This window comes from Blautia liquoris (assembly GCF_015159595.1).
Taxonomy (GTDB): domain Bacteria; phylum Bacillota; class Clostridia; order Lachnospirales; family Lachnospiraceae; genus Novisyntrophococcus; species Novisyntrophococcus liquoris.
The window spans coordinates 2,786,037-2,808,583 of sequence record NZ_CP063304.1 but is presented as its reverse complement, the minus strand read 5'-3'; the positions used below and the strand labels follow the sequence as shown (position 1 = coordinate 2,808,583).

Below are 22,547 nucleotides of genomic sequence, written 5' to 3'. Positions count from 1 at the left end.
CCACGGCATGCGTTTAGATTCTCTTTTATAAAAGCTTCGATTTTCCGGCTGTGGGTGACAAAATACCTGACATATCAATATCGCCTTTCTGCTTCACGGAAGGCATCTTGAAGTCTGGGGTCTTTCGGACGATTTCCAAGTAATCCATTAACAAATCCCATATCAGAACGCTGCCCTTTATACATCATCTCAGGCCAGTGGAATCTTTGTTAATCTCTTTAAAGGTGATTTTGAAATTTTGGGGGATAAAAATATATAGGGAATGTACAGATCTGCCTGGACCGGATTCAGAACTTCACAGTTATTAATTGCGAATGACTAAATTTTGTGATAGGATTTAAATAGAAATAGCCATACCAAGGTGGATTTAGCCTTCATTTTTTCAAAGAATGGAGGTGGTGCAATATGAAGAACTCATTTGATTTTAATGATCTTATTCAGTTCGGAATATTTATTCTGGCACTATTGACATTCATGTATATGATTAGTCATTAGATACATAGAAAATCCACCCCTTAAACTTTGACGAGTTGGGTGGATCTTCTACTTAACTAGGCTAAATCGCCTTGGATGGTTATTTCTTTATCTATCTATACAATAGCATGGACTGGAGAAATTGTAAAGACTTAACAATAAAATTCAATTGGAATTCAATTGGATACGCAGCAATTGCTGCTCTTAATAAAGAATATATTGATTTGCTGGCTTCTGACGAGGAAAATCCATCTGATAGATTCTGGATGTTGGAGGAACATATTAAGAAGGACAAGAAACATCCCGGTGTGAGAATTGAAATGAGAAAATCCAATGTTATATATGACATTGCCGGTCTGGTTGCTCAGAAAATTATTACACCTGCAGCATGCAATCGATGCGCTTGAAAGGATTCCGGTTGACAAGTCCATGCTTGAAAAACTTGTGAAGGAAGCCGGAAAATATGAGGCAAAACTCGAGCAGTATACTCCGGCAACGGCCGAAAGCTTCAAAGCAGCATTGGAAGGGGCAAGAGCAGTTCCTGCTGACGAAGAGGCAATACAGGAAAGCGTAGATTCCGCCTATAGAATTCTGCAGAATGCAATCTTCGCATTACGTGAGATTCCAGATAAGAGTAAACTGGAGGAGCTGATCAAAAAAGCAGAAGAACTGGATTTGAACAGCTATACAGCCCAAACAGTAAGCCCGCTGCGTGCAGCACTTGCAATTGCAAAGGGAACAGTGGAAGATCCGAATGCAACGAAGGATGACGTAGAGGCAGCCGAAAAGAGGCTGCAGGAATCTATAGATGGTCTGGAGAAAACAAAAGCACGGACGGATAATAAAACGGACGGAGCCAATAAGCCGAGTAAAAGCAATAAACCAGGTGTGGGCGGTAAACCGACTACAAATAAGCAGGTTAAGACGGGTGATACAACCAATATAGCAATGTGGGCAGAGTTTATGGTTCTGGCACTTGGAGGAGGATGTATTACATTCATCATTGTAAGAAAAAGACGTCTTCGAAAATAAGCTTCTGGTTGCAGTACGGAAAGGAGTACTTCCTTCCGGCAGCAGTCAGCAGGCGGCTGGGAGAAGGAAAAGCGAAGGGGGTGGTTCAATTTCGAACTGCCTCTTTCATTGTATGCCAGACATGGCACTAATCTAGCTGGTGAAAGTCTAGCCACGGGTATTTACCGCCAAGTGTAGCAAATCACAAGTTGGTGTCAGTAATGCTATGAATGAAGGAAGTGGTGTAGCAAAGTTCTTGAGCCTGCGAACACAAAGCACATCTGCGTTATTGCAGGGAAAAGGCATGCAAGGTTAACATATGTGAACTGCCGCAAAGACGGTCCGAAAAAAATAGATTCCGTGTAGTTAAGGATCTCCTTATTGATTTTTACTTCCAATTTTTACTTACCCGCACCTCCAAAGTGTTAAATTTTCTTGAATCGCGTTTACTTTTCCGGAATATCGTATATAATAGAATTAAGAGCTAAAGAATTCTTGAGATTTCAAGAATCCAGTGAAACGCTCCATACTCGAGCTTATTTATGAAAGGAGGGTTCATATGAATCTAGCTAAAATTTCTGCTAACGGTCAGATTACCGTACCTGCTGAAATCCGTCGTTTACTAGAGTTGAAATCCGGCGATAAAATCTTGTTTTATCAAAAACCTACCGGAGAAATCATAATAGAAAATGCTTCCACACAAGCGATCTACAAAGCCCAAAAAGCCTTTTCCGGTGTTGCAGAAAGCCTTGGTGTAGCGAACGAAGATGACGTACAGACACTTGTAGATGAAATACGTTATGGAAAGGAATAGCGATGAAGATATTGATAGATACAAATATCCTGATTTCTGCATTGCTTTTCCCGAAGTCGGAACCATCAAAAGCACTTATCTATACCTCGACTTACCATGAGATGGTTTTATGCGACCAGAACTTAACCGAACTTCGTAAGGTTCTAAACCGTAAAGCACTTTATGCCTTACCGGATGCCGAAGTGCTTCTGGCAGAGCTATCCTATGAATTGATTCCAGCAGCTTACCATGCGGAGAAATTAATTCGTGATGCAAAAGACCAGCCGATATTAAATGCGGCTATCGTTGCCGATGTTGACATAATATTGACTGGCGACAAAGACTTTCTAAGTCTTGACATGGAGCACCCTAAGTGCATGACAGTTGCCCGATTTTTAGAATCAGAAGGATTAGCGGAGTAGAGCCATTACGGTTCTACTCCTCTTATAATCCCATCATTTCTCCCGTACAACACGGTCTGCTCAATCCTTTAAATTATTATCTAAGATAAGTTGGAATATAAGTTGTAGAGCCGTATATAGGACCCGTATGTACGGTGGTTCAACGGGAGGGAGATAACTCTTGCAGTTATTACTCTACTCATTTTACAAATATTTGTATAGAATTTGTTACTGTTCACTCCGCAATGTCATTTAGTTAACTTTCATATGCATATGGTTGGACTTTCTATAACGGGGTCAAACCATTTTTTTCTTATAAGTTTTAAAAATAGTAGTTGACACATCATTCAAAATGTGCGGCCGCTCTCGCTACTGATTGTTTTTTTGAGGTAGCGAGAGCGGCCCATGAATTAGAACTATATTTTATTCTAATTCATGGAGGTATCTTTATGTTTCATCAAACCATCAAATCACTTTTTTCCTCTTCGGTATCCAGCATTGTATCACAGATATCCCAATACACGGTTAATCCCGGGAAAGATGACCATACAGATAAACATCCTGTCAGTGCTGAACATTTCCAAAATTATGTTGTTGACATATGTATGTATATGTATTATATTGTATATATACATAAATGTTAAATTTTTATAAGAGAAAAGGAGGTCTTCTTATGAGAAAGAAAGCAATATATTTATTATTAGCTATGTGTTGTACAATTAGCTTAATTGGGTGTGGGAAAAAGAAAGATAATAATTTAAAGGAGAAAGACGCATCAGGTGATGAGAAGGTTACACTAAAATTGTTTCATAACTGGATTAATAAGGATGAAGCACCCTATTTTGAGGACATTGCAAAGGAGTTTGAAAAATCGCATCCTAATGTGCATATCAAAATAGAAAATGTAGGCGATCCCGACTATAAGTCAAAACTTAAAGTAATGCTTGGAGCAAATGATGCACCAGATATATTCTTTTCGTGGAGCGGAGAATTTGCATATAAATTTGCGAGAGCTAATAAAGCCATAGATTTATCAAAATATTATGAGGAAGATACGAAATGGAAAGAAAGTTTTGTACAAGCATCCTTAGTACCTTTTGAATATAATGAGGATATTTATGGCGTTCCTGTAAGAATTGACTGCAAATTAATGGCATACAATAAAGAACTTTTCGATAAATACAATCTAAAGGTTCCTACTACATTTGATGAATTTTTAAATATATGTGATGTATTTAAAAAAGAGGATATTATTCCTATTGCTCTTGGCAATAGTGATCCGTGGGCAGCAGGTCATTATATTTCAACATTTAATAGTTTGTGTGTACCGGAAGATATACGAACAAAAGATAACAATTATAAGACAGGAAGTTTTACTGATCCTGGATATATAGAGGCAATTAATATGTTGAAACAGATAAATGATAATGGCTATTTTACACCAAATACTAATGGTATGGATTTCGATATGGCAAGAAATGATTTCTTTACAGGTAAAGCGGCAATGACTTATATGCAGGCAATTGAGTTTAATCGTTGTGAGGAGAATGGAATCAATGCGGGAGTATTTAAAATACCTAGTTCAGAAAATGCAAAGGGGAACCAAAATCTTGTTACAGGATCACCTGATGGCTTTATGATTTCGAGCAATTGTAAGCATCCTGACATTGCTATAGAATTTTTAAAATTAATGACTTCTAAACCTTGGCAGGAACGTATGATTACACAACTTTCTAGCCCTGCATCGGTCCAGAATGTCCACAATGAAAAGAATTCCAGCGAGGTTACCCTTGAGGCGGTAAAGATATATAGTCAAGCGGATGGGTTTGCAAATTGGTTAGATTCGGACGTACATAGTAAAATAGCGGACATATATATCCCGGGGCTTCAGGAAGTTTTATCTGATAAACAAACTCCTGAAGAACTGATGAAGGATGTTCAAAAAGCTGCTAAACAAGTTCAGACTGAAAAGGATGATTAATTTGATGCCTTTGTGAAGCTTTTGAATGGGGGAATTATAATTGAATATTTATAAAAACAGAAAGATAGTTTTATTATTTATATCGCCTGTGATAATTGGATTATCAATATTTGTATATTACCCATTGATACAGACAATATTAGGCAGCTTGTTTGAGTGGATGTCATATTCACCAGAGCATAAATGGGTAGGATTACATAATTATGTGTCAGTTTTTACTAATAAAGGTTTTGGAAGGATACTGTTCAATAATAGCATTTATGCAGTAATCTCTGTTATTTGCCAGGTGGGGATTTCTATGGTATTAGCTGCGTGTCTTGAAGAAATGTTTATGAGAAAGTTTCAAGGGTTTTTTCGAACGGTATTATTTCTTCCATCCTTAATTTCAATGTCTGTTATTGCATTGTTATGGAAATGCATATTTAATCCTAATAATGGTTTAATTAATACATTTTTAATCAGTGTTTTGGGGGTCACGAATTTGCCTACATGGTTGGGGGATGAGCAGTTAGCAATATTCTGCTGCATATTTATATCACAATGGCAGTATGTAGGGTATTGCGTTTTACTTGACTTAATTGGAATTCAAAAAATCCCTCAGGAAATTTATGAATCTGCAGTTATTGATGGTGCAGGATCAATAAAAAAATTTTTTTACATAACATTACCAATGGGAAAAGAATCTATTTTAGTCACATCTATCCTGACGCTTGTTGGAAGCTATAAGATTTTTACAGAAATACAAGTATTGACGGGAGGTGGGCCAGGAAGAGCATCCGAAGTTTTAGCAACAGCCATGTATAGAGCAGCGTTCGTTAATGATGAGATGGGAGTAGCGAGTGCATATGCTGTTATTATTTTTACGATAACTTTAGTGTTGTCATTAGTACAAATGAAAGTATCAAATACAGGAAAGGAAGCAGATCTATGAAATATGAAAAATGGTATGGATCAATAGGAAGAATTATGATCTTTCTTGTCTTTTTGATACTATCAATATTAGTGATATTTCCGTTGATCTGGATGTTCATATCAAGTTTTAAGAATAACACTGAGTTTTTAGCTGAACCATGGGGATGGCCTGCAAAGTTTCAATTTAACAATTATATATATGCCCTTAAATATGGGGTAGGGAAATATTTTATCAACAGCATTATTATTACTGTTGCATCAGTCTTATGTACTGTGTTTTTTAGTGCATTGTGTGCTTATGCGATAAGCAGGTTTCAGTTCAAGGGAAAAAACCTCGTATTTGTTTTTATTTTAGGAGGTATGATGATTTCACCAGAGGTGAATTTGGTTTCACTGTTTAAATTACTTCAGAACATTCATCTGTATAATACACGAGTGGGATTGATTATTACTTATTGCGTTTTCGAATACTCCTTTACAGTTTTGCTATTTCGTTCGTATATGCTTTCATTACCTAAAGCTATAGAAGAATCAGCGTTGTTGGATGGGTGTTCGGTTATGCAAAGCTTCTTACATATTGTGATTCCAATGTGCAAGCCGATAATTTCATCAGGAGCACTTTTTACCACTATGCATGTGTGGAATGAGTACATGTTTGCAACAGTTTTCATAGAAAGCGATTCATTAAGAACAATACCAGTTGGGTTAGTGACACTTCAAGCTGCCTTAAAAACGGATTATCCGGTATTGATATCTGGCTTGACATTATCTGCGGTGGTTGTAATTATTGCTTACTTTATATTTCAAAAACAATTTATAAGAGGATTATCACAGGGGAGTATTAAAGGATAGGAGGAAGATTAATATGAAATTAATAGGGTTTGGAGATTGCTGTGTTGATTATTATATCCAGAAGAAGCTTGCTTTTCCAGGAGGAAATGCGTTCAATGTCTCCGTATATGCAAATGATAATGGAATTGAAACAGCCTTCTTGGGTACGATTGGCGATGATTTGATTGGTGATCACATTTTAAAATGTGCCAAATTAAAAGGAGTTGATATATCCCACTGCCCGATTAAACATGGTGATTCAGGTCGTGCTGCTGTTAATATAGTAAATGGAGATCGATTTTTTGAAGAAAACTATTTTAATGGAAAACATGGGGTTGGAACATTATATCCACCAATGCTGAGTGAGATTGATTTGCGTTATATAGAAGGATTTGATTTGGTTCATAGTTCGTGTTATGCACAGGTTGAAGATCAACTGAAAAGGCTTAGGTTGGACGATTTGCTGGTTTCATTCGATTTTTCGTCAGAGGAAAGATTCCGTACAAATGAGTATTTATCTCAAATTTGTCCAATGGTTGATTTGGCGCTATTCTCTTGCGAAGGGATGAAGAAGAAGGAATTATTAAATTTTGCCCAGAGGGTACAAAAATTTGGATGTAAAAATGTGCTCATGACAATGGGAAAATATGGCCAAACACTTTTGACGAACGAAGGCAGATTATATGAAGGAAAAGCTAAATTGGTTAAAGCGATTGATACGATGGGAGCTGGAGATTCGTTCTTTTCTGCTTTTATTGCGACTTTGTTAAATGAAGGATGGAAAAAGAATAAATCGTTATCGGACAAAGAAGTCTATGATGCATTTTCTGCTGCTTCGGCATATTCGGCAAGAATTTGTATGGTAGAAGGTTCCTTCGGAATGGGCTTACCAATCGAGTTTACAGAACCTTGAGACACAAAGGAATAGAGATAGGTGGATCGAGACTTGATTAATTGTCAAGCTCTGCAACCATAAATTTATTATTATAGGAGGAGATATTCTAATGTTGAAATTCAATGAAGATGAAATTAAAAAGGAAGTTAAAGAGGTCTTGGATCTGCGTGAAGCAATAGAAAAATGTGTTACAAAGATCTGTAATGATGGATACGAAAATATTTTCATTATGGGAATTGGGGGTACCTATGCAGTAGCTGAAGAAATTATGGCATATATGAAAGGCCATACAAAAATCAATTTGTATATTGAAAATGCTGCCGATTTGATAGCGGAAGGAAATACAAAATTAGGGAAAAAATCAATTGTAATTATTTCTTCTGATACTGGTAGAACGCAAGAAATGATTGATGCTGTAAAATTATGCAAGAATCAAGCGTCCACGATAATTGGCTTTGTTCAAGATAAAAAGTCTCCTTTAGCAGACCTATGTGATAGTTTGTTTGCGGGTCCAGGGAGTGCATACTTAAAAATATTGCTAATAATGTTGGATTTTATGAAAGAGAATAATGAATTTGAATTATATGATTCTTTTTATAATCAAATGGAGTATTTACCTAAGGGATTGGCGGATGTTCAGAAATCAGTGGACAGTAAAGCCGAGGATTTTGCTAAGAAACATGGTAATGATCAAATGCATTATATTATAGGCGGGGGCAGCTTAAAAGGGGCAGCATATAGTTATGCCATGTGCTATATGGAGGAAATGCTTTGGATGAGAACTAAATCGGTATCGGCAGCTGATTTCTTTCATGGAACCTTAGAGATCATTGATCGCGATTCAAATGTAACTTTATTTAAAGGTGAAGATGGAGCTAGAGAGCAAGAAGAAAGGGTAGAAAAATTTCTTCCAAGGATTTGTGAAAATATTACTGTTTTTGATACGAAAGAGTATCAAATGAAGGGGATTGACCAGAAATTTAGAGATCTTTTAACACCATTAATAATGTCTGCTATTTATGCCAGAATCAACGTACATTTGGAAAAGGTCAGAAGACATCCGATGGAAATACGCAGATATTATCATAGATTAGACTATTAAAGACAGATACAATTATACAATAGAAAATCATATTCAATCATAAGCAAGTTATTATTAAGAAGGGAAGACAATTATAATGAAGATAAATTATAAAGAAGTAGTAACTAAAATTATTAATTCCAGAGAAGAAAGAGGTGGAATACGTAATATCTTTTTTGTTGCATGCGGCGGTTCCAAAGCGAGCTTGACAACTTCGGATTTTTTTCTAAATAGCGAGGCGGATTGTATTGAAAGCCATGTCTATACTGCAAAAGAATTTGCACTATGTACGCCGAAAGCATGTAATAATAATTCTATAGTTATCACACTTTCATCAAGTGGTTCGACGCCGGAAGTGGTTGAGGCTGCAAAAAATGCAAAAGAAAAAAATGCTGTTTCTATTGCGATTGTAGGAAAAGAGGATACAGAACTGTCTAATCAGGCTGATTTTGTATTTTATAATGGCGACGAACCAAAGTATCAATATTCTACCTGTTCTATGGCCTTGGCATTACGATTTTCAGTAGAACTTCTACAGCAGACAGAAGGCTATGAATATTATGATGAATTTCAGAATGCATTTAGTATTTTAGATGAGGTAATTGACAGAGCCAGAAAATATGCAGAGCCAGGAGCAATTCGTTTTGGAGAGGAACATAAGAATGACAACGTGTTGCATGTTTTGGCTTCAGGCGCAAATTATAATGTTGCCTATACTGTAGCAACCTGTATCCTAATGGAATGCCAATGGATACACTCAAATCCTATACATTCAGGTGAGTTTTTTCACGGGCCTTTTGAAGTTGTAGATAAAGAAGTTCCGTTTTTAGTCTTGCTTGGTGTTGGAAGAGAGCGAGTTATGGATGTAAGAGCTGTAAAGTTTTTGGAAGAATATGGGAGACGTGTTACAGTATTAGATGGAAAGGAATTTGGTATAGATGTATTAGGAAAACATGTATGTGAATATTTAAGTCCTCTGGTATTTACAGGCGTTATTAGTCGATATAGTCATCGATTAGCGGATTCAAGAAAACATTCTGTTGATGTCAGAAGATACATGTGGCATGTAAATTATTAATAGGTAACAACGCAATGCAAAATGTAGGATAGAGCCTCTTATCATAAAGGAAGGATGAATCTTTACTAGCTATTCCAAGTATAAGAGGTTATCCTATTACAAGTGTTAATAACTCCAAAACTAATAAACAGGTTCAATATCATCAAGGTTAATGCTTTAGATGAAAAGCTCGAGAAATTTATCTTTATTATGTTGAATTTATTTTAGCAATCGGTTAAAATATCTGCCAAAGAAAGGTTTTTGTATGGTATCATAGTAATTAGCAACTCTTTCAAGTGGATTCCATATTTAAGAAGATTAGACAATGCACATGTTTTGGTAAGGGATCGCAGAACGAATTGTAAAATTTAATTAGGATGGAGTATGTAAATGCAACTTTTAGACACTACAAGTATCATACCGTTATATGAACAATTGAAAAATATAATATTGAATGATATTAAAGAGGGAAAGCTGAAACCAAATCAAAAGATTCCGACAGAAATGGAGTTCAGTAAAAAATATAAAATAAGCAGAATGACAGTGAGAAAAGCGTTATCGGAATTGGTTGATGAAGGTGTTTTGGCGAAAAAACAAGGTAAAGGTACATTTGTTCTTGAAAAGAAAATGGTAGAAGACTTGTCAAGTCCAAACAGTTTTACAAAATTATGTCAACGTAATAAAAAAGAGCCGGGTGGGAAAACTTTATTATTTGTGATGGAAAAACCTAAAGAGCATGATAAAAGAACTCTTGGGTTAAACAAAGATGAGAAAATAATTCATTTAAAGCGTATCCGTACAGCGGATAATATACCAGTTATGCTTGAAAATATATATTTTCCCGGACATTTAAATAGAATAATGACAGAGGATTTAAATGATACATCATTGTATCAAATTTTACAGGAAAAGTATGGAATTTACTCAGGCAATTCTGTAATGGAAATAAGTGTTTGCGTAGCTAAACCTGAGGAAGCGTCTCTCTTACAAATTAAGAGGGGAAGCCCATGCCTTCTTATGGAAGAGGTGGTGTACGACCAAAATAATAATCCTTTGCATAAAACGAAATCTATAATAAGAGGGGATAAATTTAAATATATTAGTCCTCGAATGAATGTAACAAAGAATTAATTAGCGCAGATTTTGATGGTGGGTTTAAGAAAATGAAGAAAGTATGAAGATGAAAAGTTTAATGTCCTATAAAATCGTACGGTATATCTGGATAGTTTTGGGAGCTGCAATTTATTCTATGGGTGTTAGTCTCTTTTTAGAACCTAATAATCTGGTACCTGGAGGTTTGTCTGGTCTATGTATCATTTTAAATTATGTTACTAAGGTAAAAACGGGAACATGGTTTTTCTTATTAAATGTTCCTTTGATACTTCTAGGGTTTTGGAAATTCGGGTTAAAGTTTATAATATCAACTTCTTTTGCTATCGTAATGATCTCATGGTTTACGAATCTGTTTTCAACAATAGAAAGTATTACAAAAAATTCTTTACTTGCAGCTATAGGTGGGGCATTCTTGGTAGCGGTTGGAATGGGTATTATTTTCAAAGCAGGAGCGACAACCGGTGGTTCAGATATTGTTGTAAAATTATTACGCGGCAAACTTAAGTACTTAAAAACCGGGAAAATATATCTTATTACAGATACTATTATAGTGTCTTTATCAGGCATTATATTTCGTGATTTTGATATAGCGTTGTATTCCGGGATTGCTGTAATGGTAAACTCCATGATTCTTGATCTCGTACTATATGGAAAAGATGAAGCTAACATGGTATTTATTGTTAGTGATTATACGCAGAATATTACAAATAGTATTTTAAACGAATTGGAAGTAGGTGTAACTTATCTAAAGGGACAAGGAGCTTATACTAATACAGATAAGAATGTAATTTTATGTGTACTAAGAAAACAGCAATATCCTAAATTGGAGGAAATTGTAAAAAAGTTAGATCCCAGAGCTTTTTTGATTATTGGAAGTGCCAGTGAGATATATGGTGAAGGTTATAAAGATTTATACAGTGATAAAATATAGTGATTTTATATTTTCGAGCAGCTCAGGTTCACGGAATTGTAAGTCCCTAAGTAGATTAAAATCACCGGAGCTCTATTTTTTTAGTGATGTAGACGCTCAGATCCTTGTATGTGCAGAGTGTGGTGAGGAGTTTTTTTGCGAAGAATTAGACAATACAACACTGGTGAATACATATAATGAGTATCGTAGAAAGCATAAACTTTTGCTTCCGGAGGAAATCAAGAAAATAAGAGAACAGTATGGGTTACCAGAGAGGTTTTGCAAAGCTACTTAACTGGGGTGATAAAACTATCTGTAGATATGAAAATGGGAAGTGGAGATTTATTTCTACTTCCTTTTTAGTTTACATAACTAAAATGTCTTATTCTTTTTGCCAACTATGATTTTACACTAACTCTTACTACTAATTAAATCACAAAAAAAGTGCTACAATCTAAAGATTATCTTATATTTTTAAGCCTTCAAAATGATAAAATTGAGTTAAAAGAAGGAGGTAAAAGAAATATGAAAAGTAGACTAGCTAAAAGAGGGCTTGCAATTTCTTTGGTGATGGCTGTGTTTCTCAGTGGCTGCGGAGGATCTGAAAGTAATGCCTCAAAAGAAAAGAAAACAAAGAGTGGAAATGGTGAAGAGGTAACATTAAAGTTTACCTACTGGGGCAGTGGTGATGAGAAAAAAGCTATAGAAGAATCGGTAAATAATTTCATGGAAAAGTATCCTAATATTACTGTAAATCTAATGCATATACCTCAGCCAGACTTTATAACAAAATTAAATGCTATGATTGCAGCTGATGAGACACCGGATATAAGTTATTCGGAACCATGGAAGCTGAAATTTGGGGAGGATGGTCTAATCTATAATTTCTTTGATTTGATGGATGAAATGGGATTAAAAAAAGAAGATTACCTCTCAACCTGTTGGTGGAATTGGGAACCCGATAAGTCTGCAGGTCCGGTTCAGGCCAATGTGACGACCAATCTGATGTATAATGTCGATTGCTTCAAGGATGCAGATGTAGATATACCACCTACCAAAGTGGAAAATGCATGGTCCTGGGACGAGTTTGTGGATAAAGCACAGGAACTCACCCTTGACACTAATGATAGAAATGCAAAAGATCCTAAGTTCGATGAAAAAAACATTAAACAATACGGGGTTATGTTTGGAACTGATTGGAATGCCTATATGCCATTTATATATTCGGCAGGGGGAGGTTATTTAAATGAACAGATGGATGGTCTTGGGTTAAATGATCCGGAATCAGCTCAGGTATTGCAAAATTTTGCAGATCTGATCAACAAATATCATGTTTCACCAACTGCTGTTCAAAAAAATGCGATGCCAGATGCTGCTACGGCCTTAGCTTCAAAGCAGGCAGCTATGTATATAGATGGAAGTTGGAATCATCTGGATTTAAAAAATTCAGGATGCAATTGGGGCGTTGGAGTTCTGCCAATTGACCAGAACTATACTACTTTCTTTGACGGAGGTTCACTTGTAATATTTAAGAGTACGAAACATTTAAAAGAAACAGAGATGTTATACAAATGGTTGACAAATCCCGAAAGTTCTAAGAAAACTACGGAGTTATATCAGACGCTATGGATGCCAGTGCAGTCAGAGTATTATACAGATGAGAAAAAGTTGGATATGTGGGCGTCGGAAGATTTACCGGCACGACCAAAAGGATTTCAGGATGCAGTGGTGAAATCAACTTATGAAAACGCAGTGATTGCAACGGAGATGGATGTGAAAAATTTCACCGAAATTAATACACAGGTAAAGTCAGCTCTGGAGCAAGTATGGTCTGGAAAAAAGACAGCAGAACAAGCAATGACAGAGGTTAAAGCGAAGACAGATCCTCTGATTGATGGCACTTATTCTGGCGAACGTTCATAAACGGAGGCTTTTTATGAATACAAAAAGAAGAAAAACAATGTCAGTCAGAGAAAAAAAGGAAAACCGTTGGGGCTTTTTATTTAGCCTTCCCTGCATTTTGGGATTCCTCTTTTTCGCCTTGATACCAATGATTGTCAGCTTGGTATTAAGTTTTATGGATTATAATTTTACAACAGGTGGGACTTTTACAGGATTATCAAATTATAAAACTCTGTTTAGTGGTGCTGATTCATATTTTTATAAATCTTTATCAGTGACTGCAATTTATGTATTACTTTCTGTTCCGTCCTCATTGATTGTTGCTTTTTTAATTGCGATGCTGTTGAATACAAATGTAAAGGGCAAAGGAATTTTCCGCACTATTTTTTATCTGCCAACGGTTGTTCCAGTAGTTGCTGTTGCTGCAATATGGATGTGGATATTTAATCCTGATATGGGTCTGGCAAATCATATATTAAGAGGAGTGCACTTGCCTACGAGCAAATGGCTTTCCGGAGAGAGTTCTGTGATTCCGACCTTAGCTTTTGTTAATCTGTGGACCACTGGACAAATTATGGTTATATTTCTGGCAGGACTTCAGGACGTTCCTCGTCAGCTTTTGGAAGCAGTGGAAATTGATGGTGGGGGATTCTGGGCAAAACTCCGCCATGTGATTCTCCCTATGATGACACCAACAATTTTTTATAATGCAGTTATGGGAATCATTAATGGTTTCCAGTTGTTTACGCAACCCTATATGATGACACAGGGCGGACCTAATAATGCGAGTCTGTTTTATGTTTATTATCTTTATCGAGAAGCTTTTGAATTTAGCAGAATGGGTAAAGCTTGTGCTATTGCCTGGGTTTTGTTTATCATTATTATGATTCTTACGGTAGTTATCTTTAAAGGCTCGAACAAATGGGTTTATTATGGAGGTGAGTAAAAGTGAAGGAAGATAAAAACGTTAAAAAAGTAATTATTCGCACCTTAACCTATTTTGTTCTAATATTGGGCGCAGCTTTTTGCATTATTCCGTTACTTTGGATGGTACGAAGTTCGCTTATGAATATGACCGAGATCTTTGCCATGCCTCCTAAATGGATCCCATCTAAATTTATGTGGGAGAATTATAAAGAGGTTTTTGACACCTTACCATTTGGACGCTATTTTTTAAATTCTTTCGTAATTACAGTTGGCTGTGTTGTTGGAACAATGCTCACGAGTTCAATTTGTGCATATGGTCTGGCACGAATAGACTGGAAAGGCAGAAATGTGGTATTTGCATGTATAATTAGCAGTATGATGCTTCCATTTGCAGTAACACTGATTCCAATATTTTTAATGTGGAGAAAAATAGGAATTGTAGATAGCCTGATTCCTTTGATCGTACCGGCATGGTTTGGGGGCGGAGCTTTTTACATATTTTTACTGAGACAATTCTATATGGGAATACCTAGGGATTTTGATGAAGCGGCTTATCTGGATGGGGCAACACATATACAAATATTTTCGAAAATTATACTGCCAATAACGAAACCTGCTATGGCAGTTGTGGGAATGTTTGCGTTTTTAAATGCTTGGAATGATTTCCTTGGACCCCTTGTCTATTTAAGTTCAGAAAAAAACTACACAGTAGCACTTGGCCTCCAATTATTTACGGGTTCATATCGTGGAGAATGGAATTTGATGATGGCGGCAGCGTGTCTGGTATTAATCCCTGTTATTATTATTTTTGCTTTTGGACAGCGATATATGATTGAGGGAATCACAATGTCAGGTGTGAAAGGCTGAAAATTAAAAAGATTGAATATTTCGGGAGGAGACAGCAATGTATTTGAGAGAAAGAGCCTTGTATGAGACATGGGAAGACTTATGGAAAAAAGGATATCAGTCCCCATATTTTCAGGCAGCATATGATGAGAAATCAGAGATGACGGACTGGTCCATCAGTGACAGACAATTATTCGTACAGTCGAATGGAAGGACGATGATCGGACAGGATACGTTAGGGCGCCTTCATTTTATCTGCACGCCTCACGATAAGATTTATGCAATTCCATCTGGAGGACCGGATGTCGGAGGGCAGTTTAAAGGCCATATCGGACAATACTATCAGAATGATACCGCTTTACTGCTGGGTAAGATGAATTATGAGATAGAACTGGCGAATGGACTTCGGATGCATGGGGCTGATCCATCATCAAATACTTGGTATCTGGATCAGTTTCTTCCGGTTACGGCTTCCCGGCAAGAAGGTCTGGAGACGAAAGTCTTTTCGCTGGCACCTGTTCTTGAAAGTGAATCTCTCCAGGTGTCTAAGATTCACCCGCTTCCAGGACCGGCGGGGGCACTGTACTGCATGGAGATCAAAAACACTTCCGGAACTACATTAAAAGGCAGAGTAAAGCTGTCTCTGGATCAGAAGTTTGTAAATCAATTCGAGAAATACGGGGAATGTTTTGAAGATTATACACAGAATCCGTACCGTTCGGAGTGGGATCAGAAACTTTTGGTATTATGGCATCCGGAGGCCTGCGCAGCGATTCAGCTTCTGGATGGAACGTGTGAAGGGGATGCTGGTAATCCAAGAATGTATGTGCCTTTTGAATTGAAGGCTGGGGAAAGCAGGGTGTTTACAACTATTGCTGCTGTGACACCAAAGAGAGATGAGGTCCATGAGGCATTAGGTATGCTCTATCAACATACTTCCTTAGAATGGGTGAATATCACTGCGGAATTTTGGAAAGATCGTTTCGGGGATATGAGGACAGGAATTCGTGAAGATAAGGATATGGGTGCGAAATACAGGGACATGCATATCCGATTTATACTGGACAACTTTAACTGTCTTTCTTTCGATTCTCATGGAAATCTGCTCACTAACTGGCAGGGGGCACCGTCCCACTCTTTATCAAGGCTTTGGGGAATTGATATCGAGCCGGATGTTGTAAGTGTGATGTATGTGATACCTGAGATTGGCCAAAGTGCTATGGAGTATCTGGCAAAGAGAAATGTGCCCAGATTCAGTATCTATTCGGATCACAGCATCTTCTTTTATGTCGCCCCGCTTGTAATTGCGGGAAAATATCTGGAACTGACAGCAGATCAATCTTATTTCCGAGAAAATAGGGATGTTACTTCCCGTTTCCAAGAGTTATATGAAGGAATGCTGAAAGCAAAACATCCCGATCACATTCTTTTTTCCAGTCATTACGCCAGTGATCTGATTGTATTTAAAAAGTATGATTATGGTGCGAATGTGAAATGCTTCTATGCTTTGAAAGGTTACCGGAGTATCCTGAAGGCGGTGGGAGAAGACACGGACGAAGTTGACAGAATGCTGAAACAGATGCCAATCGACATGGCGGAGTATATGGAGGACGACGGACCCTTTGGCAAACAGATTACAGGTGGCAATAACATGGGCGAAAACAGGGAAGATCACTTTTATGTAGGTGACAATCTGTATTACTATGGAGGAGAAGATACGGCTACAGTGATGGCTCCTCTGTATGGGCTCTATGATCTTGATTATAAGCCATATGTAAATTTACATCGATATGCTCAGTCGGTAATGATCACCAATTATGACCCTGAATTTCAGACAATGCGGGAACTGCATTTTGGTATGCATCCGTCTGCAACGGGGTGTACGCTTCGTCTGGGTGGAAGTCATACAAGAAAAGAAATGTTTTATTCTCTACAGCTTATGTATGATAGATTAGATGAAACAGGATCACTATTCTGGTGGCCCAGAGCAACAAACAAAAAGCGCTGCCTTACCAGATGTAGTCAGGGGCAGGGGGCCTGGATTCAGCAGTCAACAGAACAATGGCTGGGGATCAGACTTCATGGGGTAGAAAAGACATTGATTTTGCAGCCTCAGGGATTACTTACTGATTACAGTCTCAAAAATGCAAAAGTTGGTGCTTTTCGATTTGATATAGAATACCATGAGGATAAGACAGGTACAGAATTTTATGTTAAGAACAACAATGCCTGTGAATTTAAGGTAGAGCTGAATATAAGACCTTACGGAACCGGTGCAGAGGGAGAACTCAAAAAGGAAACCGTTCTGCTGCAGCCTGAGGAATCAGCGAAAAAGCATATGGATCCGCGTGGCTTTTCTGTTCGAGAAGAAAATATAGTATCTACAGAATGTAGAAGCCTTGGAAATAAAGAAATGTACTTTGGACCTTATGGAATTGTGATGCCAAAGTTATATTCGGATGACTGCAATATTTTCCTGCTCCGTTTTGTGATGGGACATCAGGAGAGAATGTGGAAAAACGTAAAGGTGTCTATACAAGTGCCAGATGGGTTCAAAGTCACAGAAAAGAAATTTTACTACTGGGATTATCAACCGATTTTTGAAAGTGATACCTCAACATCTGATATAGGAGATCTTGAAGCAGGAAAGCATGGAGTAGCTGGTTTTTATATTAGTATGCCAGATGAGTTTGCGGGAGATGAGGCAGGCGTAATGCTCTCTGCTCATCCATTTCAGGTTCCATTTGGCAGGTTAGAAGAGAAAACAAAACTTTTAATAGAGGGCGGTCAGACACGTGAACTGGCGCCTGTAAAGGTTACACTGGAAGCAGGTGGCAAGATAAAAAGAAGTATAGAAATACCTGTTATCATACTAAAAAGCGAAACATATAAGAAAAAGTATGATATAATGTACCATGATTAAGCATTTACGTACAAAGTGAGTGGTAATATGTATAATATTCTGATCGTAGATGACGAAAAACTACATAGAAAGGGACTTTATTCGCTGTTGGAAGAAATATGTCCCAGCGATATGGTATGGGAAGCATCCGATGGAATAGAAGCACTTGAAATATTAGAACATATTTCATGTGAGATCGTAATCAGTGACATACGTATGACAAAGATGGACGGTATTGAATTGTTAAAAGAAATAAGAGGAAAAAACAAAGATATATTTTTTGTCTTATTAAGTGGGTATGCACAGTTTAATTATGCAAGAGAGGCTTTACGTCTGCAGGCATGCGCTTATCTTCTTAAACCTGTAGATCGACAGGAACTGAACGAAACCATAAATGATGTCAAAAAAAAGATAATAAAACATCGAAATGAAGAGAGAAAAGCAGCTGATCAAGAGGAAAGACTAAAAGAGACCGTTCCGGCTTATGTGGATCGGATTTTAAATCAATTTGTGCAGGATCCCAAATTTTCTGCAGGGGATCAGCTTGTATCCCTGCTGCCCTTAAAGCAGCAGGGGTATCTGTTTTTGATAAAAGCTGATAGTGCCAGCGAAGATGGCCATTACTTTGAGAAAGCTGGCAGAGAGATTGGCCACATGATTAAAAAGTTTTTTGATCCAGTCTCTTCGCTTACATTTGAACTTCATTCAGCTTATCATACATTGGCAACATTTGTTGTGGATGAAGAACTTCCCAATATGAATAAACTTGAGGAATTGTCTGGGATTATAGAGAAAAAAGGTTTTAGTAATATTTTTATTGCTGTCAGTGAATTGAAAGATAATTTATTTTTACAAAGATGTAGTGCGTATGAGGAGGCTATAGAGGCACTGGACTTTTCTTTTTATGAAACAAAGAATTTATTTTTTCATGAGAATACAAAAGTTTCAACTATTACCGATCCTGAAGAATTAAATAACAACGATTTCTTTGCAGCTGTACAGAATAGGCAAATAAAGAAAGCCCGAGAATTATTTGAAAGTATGCTGAGACACGCTTCACAGGAAGAAAAAACTGCACCTGTTATTTTGAAAAAGAGAACCGTTTTTTTATTTTATCAACTACTTAAGAAGCTTGGACCATTAATTGAAAAGGACCAAAGGGAAAAGCTGTATGAGAGAGATCAGGCATTGATTCAAACAGAATCTTTTCAGCAACTTTTGAAAGAAGGACAGCAGCTTATATTTATAATTGCAAATTGTATATCACATCAAAAATCAGCTGATGGATTCATAAAAGGATGTAAGGAATATCTTGAAACTCATTATATGGATGAAATCAGCCTCGAATCTGTAGCTGCCCTATTTCATTTTAATCCATCATATTTCAGCACTTTATTTAAAAATTTATTTGGAATATCTTTTTCAGCTTTTTTATGCAATATTCGGATAGATAAGGCGGAAGAATTGCTCATAAATACAGACAAAAAGATTAAAGAGGTTGCGGCCAGTACGGGATATCGTGATCCGAATTACTTTATAAGATCCTTTAAAAAGAAGCATGGTCTTACTCCTGATGAATTTCGTAAAAGGAGGACATATGAAAAAGAGGTTTCAAGAGAAGTTACGAGAAAAACTTAAGTATACCAGGCTAAGAACTCTGCTGCTTTTATCATTTGTTGTTTTGTCCATTATTCCGTTGATAGTGTTAGGCTGTGTTGTATTTATAGTTTCGCGCAACACTTTAATTGAACAGGCTAAAACTCAGTTTATCCATGATGTGCAAAAGACAAGTACTATTTTAGATAAAAATTTAGATTATGTGGAAGAATTCTCTTTAAAGCTAAATATAGATGCTCGTATCTATGAGATTTTCGAAAATATTGATAAAGAGGATCCGGTAAAGTTAAATGAAGCTAGCGATAAGATATCTCAAATTCTATTGAGTTATCTTCCCTGGAACAATGAAGTGTATTCAGCACATCTGGTCACTTCGTTTTACCGGTTTGGGGAGGAACGTAAAAACTTTTATCCTAAAGGACAGTTTATAAAATCAGATCTTGCAAAACAGGCTGATCAGGCAGAAGGTGAACTTATTTGGGTTCCTACTTATGATTATGCGACCATGTTTGGAATAGACAATATGAGCAAGAATCTGGAATATTCAAAGCTGTTTTCTGCCGTTAGAAAACTTCATCCAAGTAAGACTTCTTTTGGTAGAATTTTTGAATTGTCAGATAAGGTTGAAGAGCCGTATCTTGTTGTTAATTTTACAGAACAAAATTTAAGGACCATGTTAATGGAATATGTGGGAAAAAATAATTCTGCAAAGTATTTTGTTCAGTCGAAGCAAGGAAAGCTTGTCTGCTCATCAGATGAGAATTGGGATGAGGGTGATATCCTAGTTTCTACTTTAAAGTTTCATACGGATGAAGGAAGTTTTCAAAAGGATTTTAAGGGTCAAAATTATATTCTGGCATATTCAAAAAGCCGGGTGACGGGATGGTATGTTGTTGCAATGCTTCCTGTGAGTGAATTGACAGATCAAATTGTAGATAAGCTAATAAGAGTTATGGCTATAATGATTGCTCTTATTACGTTTTTAGATTCACTTGCAGCATTTTACATCTCCAGGAGTCTTAATAGAAAAGTATATAAACCGCTTAAAATGATTGAAAGAGTAGGAGCAGGGGACTTTGATACTGAGGTACAATATAATTCTCGAGAGGAGTTTGCATTTTTTTATAGTAAACTGAATGAGATGAATCATAACCTGAAAAGATTAGTACACGAGAATTATGAGATTCGATTGCAAAAAAGGGATTCGGAAATCATGGCATTAAATATTCAGCTTAATCCCCATTTTTTATACAATTCACTTAATATTATTAACTGGCTTTGCCTTAATGGAGATTCTGATAAAGCGAGCAATATGATTGTGAATTTATCGCGTATGCTTCAGTATACAAGTAAAAACAACAAGTATCTGGTTCCGCTTAAGGGAGATATGGAATGGCTTATGGGATATCTTTCAATTATGGAAAGGAGATATGAACGACTTTTTAAGGTTTCAATTTTTATTCCAGACAAGTACAATAATCTTGAAGTTCCAAAACTGTTTCTACAGCCCTTTGTAGAAAATGCAATTGTACATGCATTTAAGGATTATAAAGAAGATGGATTGTTGGAGATTTCGGTGGAGGAGGATAAAAATGATATTATTTTTTTCGTTGAGGATAACGGATGTGGAATCTCTCAGGAGAAGATCGAGAAAGTCATGCATCAAAAGACAAAATCTATCGGGATATCAAATACCAATAAGAGGATTCGCATGATTTATGGTCCCAGATATGGAGTTACAATACACTCACAAGTAGGGGAAGGTACTACGATTTTAATAAGAATTCCAAACAACAGGAAGTAACGTAAAAAGGGAAAGTTCTAATAAAAAATGTGATGAAAGAAAGGACTAGAAATGAAAGGAAAGATGTTACAGCAGGTTATGACACGACCAGGAGTTATCGAGTTTAATGAAGTGGACATTCCGAAAGTGCATGAGGGAGAAGTCTTAATTAAGATTATGAAGATTGGAATCTGTGGATCAGATGTCCATGTTTATCATGGAGAACATCCTTTTACTTCATACCCGGTTACACAAGGCCATGAAGTATCCGGCATTGTAATAGAACTAGGAGAAAGTGTCACGGGGCTGAAAATAGGACAGAAAGTAACCATTCAGCCACAAGTAGTCTGTGGAGAGTGTTATCCATGCAGACATGGAAGATACAATTTGTGTGAAGAATTGAAGGTAATGGGCTTTCAGACTACAGGAGTGGCATCCCATTATTTTGCAGTAGCTGATAAAAAGGTTACACCCCTTCCTGATGACATGGAATTTGATGAAGGGGCAATGATTGAACCACTTGCTGTTGCTGTTCATGCCGTAAAACGGGTCGGAGATGTAAAGAATCTTAAAATTGCAGTATTGGGTTCTGGTCCAATTGGTATTTTAGTAGCGCAAGTCGCCAAAGGTCTGGGCGCCAGAAGCGTTATGATTACAGATATTAGTGATGTACGTCTGAAAAAAGCAAAGGAATGCGGGATCAATTATTGCATTAATACAAAAGAAAAAGACTTTGGAGAGGCAATGCTGGAAAACTTCGGGCCAGATAAAGCGGATGTGATTTATGATTGTGCCGGAAACAATGTTACAATGGGAGAGGCAATTAAATATGCTCGAAAAGGCAGCACCATCATTCTTGTGGCTGTATTTGCCGGTATGGCAAAGGTGGATTTGGCAGTATTGAATGATCATGAATTGGATCTAAATACATCTATGATGTATAGAAATGAAGATTATCTGGACGCTATGAAACTCGTTGAAGAAGGTAAGGTTGCGTTGGCTCCACTCATCTCCAAACATTTTCAATTTAAAGACTATCTAAAGGCATATCAGTATATTGATGAAAACCGAGAGACAACAATGAAAGTTATTATTGATGTGCAGGAATAGT

At 36.9% G+C, this 22,547-nt stretch carries 19 protein-coding genes; all 19 read left to right on the top strand.

The features are described 5' to 3' along the window. Positions 1 to 602 precede the first annotated feature (602 nt). The 19 genes from INP51_RS12565 (at position 603) to INP51_RS12475 (ending at position 22,546) form a co-directional block, all read left to right on the top strand. Positions 603 to 881 carry a multidrug transporter gene (locus tag INP51_RS12565; RefSeq protein ID WP_193735184.1) on the top strand — a complete coding sequence of 93 codons (279 nt, stop codon included), beginning with the start codon at positions 603 to 605 and terminating at the stop codon, positions 879 to 881. Between the two features lie 22 nt (positions 882 to 903). Then, positions 904 to 1,506, top strand: a complete 603-nt coding sequence (locus INP51_RS12560; RefSeq protein WP_193735183.1) for an FIVAR domain-containing protein — start codon at positions 904 to 906, stop codon at positions 1,504 to 1,506. A gap of 538 nt (positions 1,507 to 2,044) precedes the next feature. Beyond that, positions 2,045 to 2,299, top strand: coding sequence for an AbrB/MazE/SpoVT family DNA-binding domain-containing protein (locus INP51_RS12555; protein ID WP_193735182.1), 255 nt, complete (start codon positions 2,045 to 2,047; stop codon positions 2,297 to 2,299). A gap of 2 nt (positions 2,300 to 2,301) precedes the next feature. After that, the gene (locus INP51_RS12550; protein ID WP_193735181.1) at positions 2,302 to 2,700 is read left to right on the top strand and encodes a putative toxin-antitoxin system toxin component, PIN family; all 399 of its coding nucleotides are present in this window, start codon (positions 2,302 to 2,304) and stop codon (positions 2,698 to 2,700) included. 652 nt (positions 2,701 to 3,352) lie between these two features. Further along, positions 3,353 to 4,660 carry an ABC transporter substrate-binding protein gene (locus INP51_RS12545; protein WP_193735180.1) on the top strand — a complete coding sequence of 436 codons (1,308 nt, stop codon included), beginning with the start codon at positions 3,353 to 3,355 and terminating at the stop codon, positions 4,658 to 4,660. A gap of 40 nt (positions 4,661 to 4,700) precedes the next feature. Then, on the top strand, positions 4,701 to 5,591 hold the full coding sequence (locus tag INP51_RS12540; protein WP_207736878.1) for a carbohydrate ABC transporter permease: 891 nt from the start codon (positions 4,701 to 4,703) through the stop codon (positions 5,589 to 5,591). Further along, the gene (locus INP51_RS12535) at positions 5,588 to 6,424 is read left to right on the top strand and encodes a carbohydrate ABC transporter permease (protein ID WP_193735179.1); all 837 of its coding nucleotides are present in this window, start codon (positions 5,588 to 5,590) and stop codon (positions 6,422 to 6,424) included. The genes INP51_RS12540 and INP51_RS12535 overlap by 4 nt, the downstream gene beginning before the upstream one ends. A 13-nt stretch (positions 6,425 to 6,437) precedes the next feature. Continuing rightward, positions 6,438 to 7,316, top strand: a complete 879-nt coding sequence (locus tag INP51_RS12530) for a PfkB family carbohydrate kinase (RefSeq protein ID WP_193735178.1) — start codon at positions 6,438 to 6,440, stop codon at positions 7,314 to 7,316. A gap of 91 nt (positions 7,317 to 7,407) precedes the next feature. Further along, on the top strand, positions 7,408 to 8,400 hold the full coding sequence (locus INP51_RS12525) for an SIS domain-containing protein (RefSeq protein WP_193735177.1): 993 nt from the start codon (positions 7,408 to 7,410) through the stop codon (positions 8,398 to 8,400). Between the two features lie 76 nt (positions 8,401 to 8,476). Beyond that, positions 8,477 to 9,457 carry an SIS domain-containing protein gene (locus INP51_RS12520; protein WP_193735176.1) on the top strand — a complete coding sequence of 327 codons (981 nt, stop codon included), beginning with the start codon at positions 8,477 to 8,479 and terminating at the stop codon, positions 9,455 to 9,457. A 369-nt stretch (positions 9,458 to 9,826) separates the two neighbouring features. Further along, entirely contained in the window at positions 9,827 to 10,567 is a 741-nt protein-coding gene (locus INP51_RS12515) for a GntR family transcriptional regulator (protein ID WP_193735175.1), read from the top strand. A 49-nt stretch (positions 10,568 to 10,616) separates the two neighbouring features. Then, positions 10,617 to 11,480, top strand: a complete 864-nt coding sequence (locus INP51_RS12510) for a YitT family protein (protein WP_193735174.1) — start codon at positions 10,617 to 10,619, stop codon at positions 11,478 to 11,480. 504 nt (positions 11,481 to 11,984) lie between these two features. After that, positions 11,985 to 13,382 (top strand): ABC transporter substrate-binding protein, encoded by a 1,398-nt coding sequence (locus INP51_RS12505; RefSeq protein WP_230406795.1) that lies wholly within the window; start codon positions 11,985 to 11,987, stop codon positions 13,380 to 13,382. 13 nt (positions 13,383 to 13,395) lie between these two features. Further along, entirely contained in the window at positions 13,396 to 14,307 is a 912-nt protein-coding gene (locus INP51_RS12500; RefSeq protein WP_193735173.1) for a carbohydrate ABC transporter permease, read from the top strand. 2 nt (positions 14,308 to 14,309) lie between these two features. Next, entirely contained in the window at positions 14,310 to 15,155 is an 846-nt protein-coding gene (locus INP51_RS12495; protein ID WP_193735172.1) for a carbohydrate ABC transporter permease, read from the top strand. A 37-nt stretch (positions 15,156 to 15,192) separates the two neighbouring features. Then, on the top strand, positions 15,193 to 18,057 hold the full coding sequence (locus tag INP51_RS12490) for a hypothetical protein (RefSeq protein ID WP_193735171.1): 2,865 nt from the start codon (positions 15,193 to 15,195) through the stop codon (positions 18,055 to 18,057). 27 nt (positions 18,058 to 18,084) lie between these two features. Then, positions 18,085 to 19,674 (top strand): response regulator, encoded by a 1,590-nt coding sequence (locus tag INP51_RS12485; protein WP_193735170.1) that lies wholly within the window; start codon positions 18,085 to 18,087, stop codon positions 19,672 to 19,674. Continuing rightward, complete coding sequence (locus INP51_RS12480; protein WP_193735169.1) at positions 19,634 to 21,457, top strand: sensor histidine kinase; 1,824 nt, start codon at positions 19,634 to 19,636, stop codon at positions 21,455 to 21,457. The genes INP51_RS12485 and INP51_RS12480 overlap by 41 nt, the downstream gene beginning before the upstream one ends. A 63-nt stretch (positions 21,458 to 21,520) precedes the next feature. Further along, positions 21,521 to 22,546 (top strand): zinc-dependent alcohol dehydrogenase, encoded by a 1,026-nt coding sequence (locus INP51_RS12475; protein WP_193737365.1) that lies wholly within the window; start codon positions 21,521 to 21,523, stop codon positions 22,544 to 22,546. The last annotated feature ends 1 nt before the right edge of the window (position 22,547 follow it).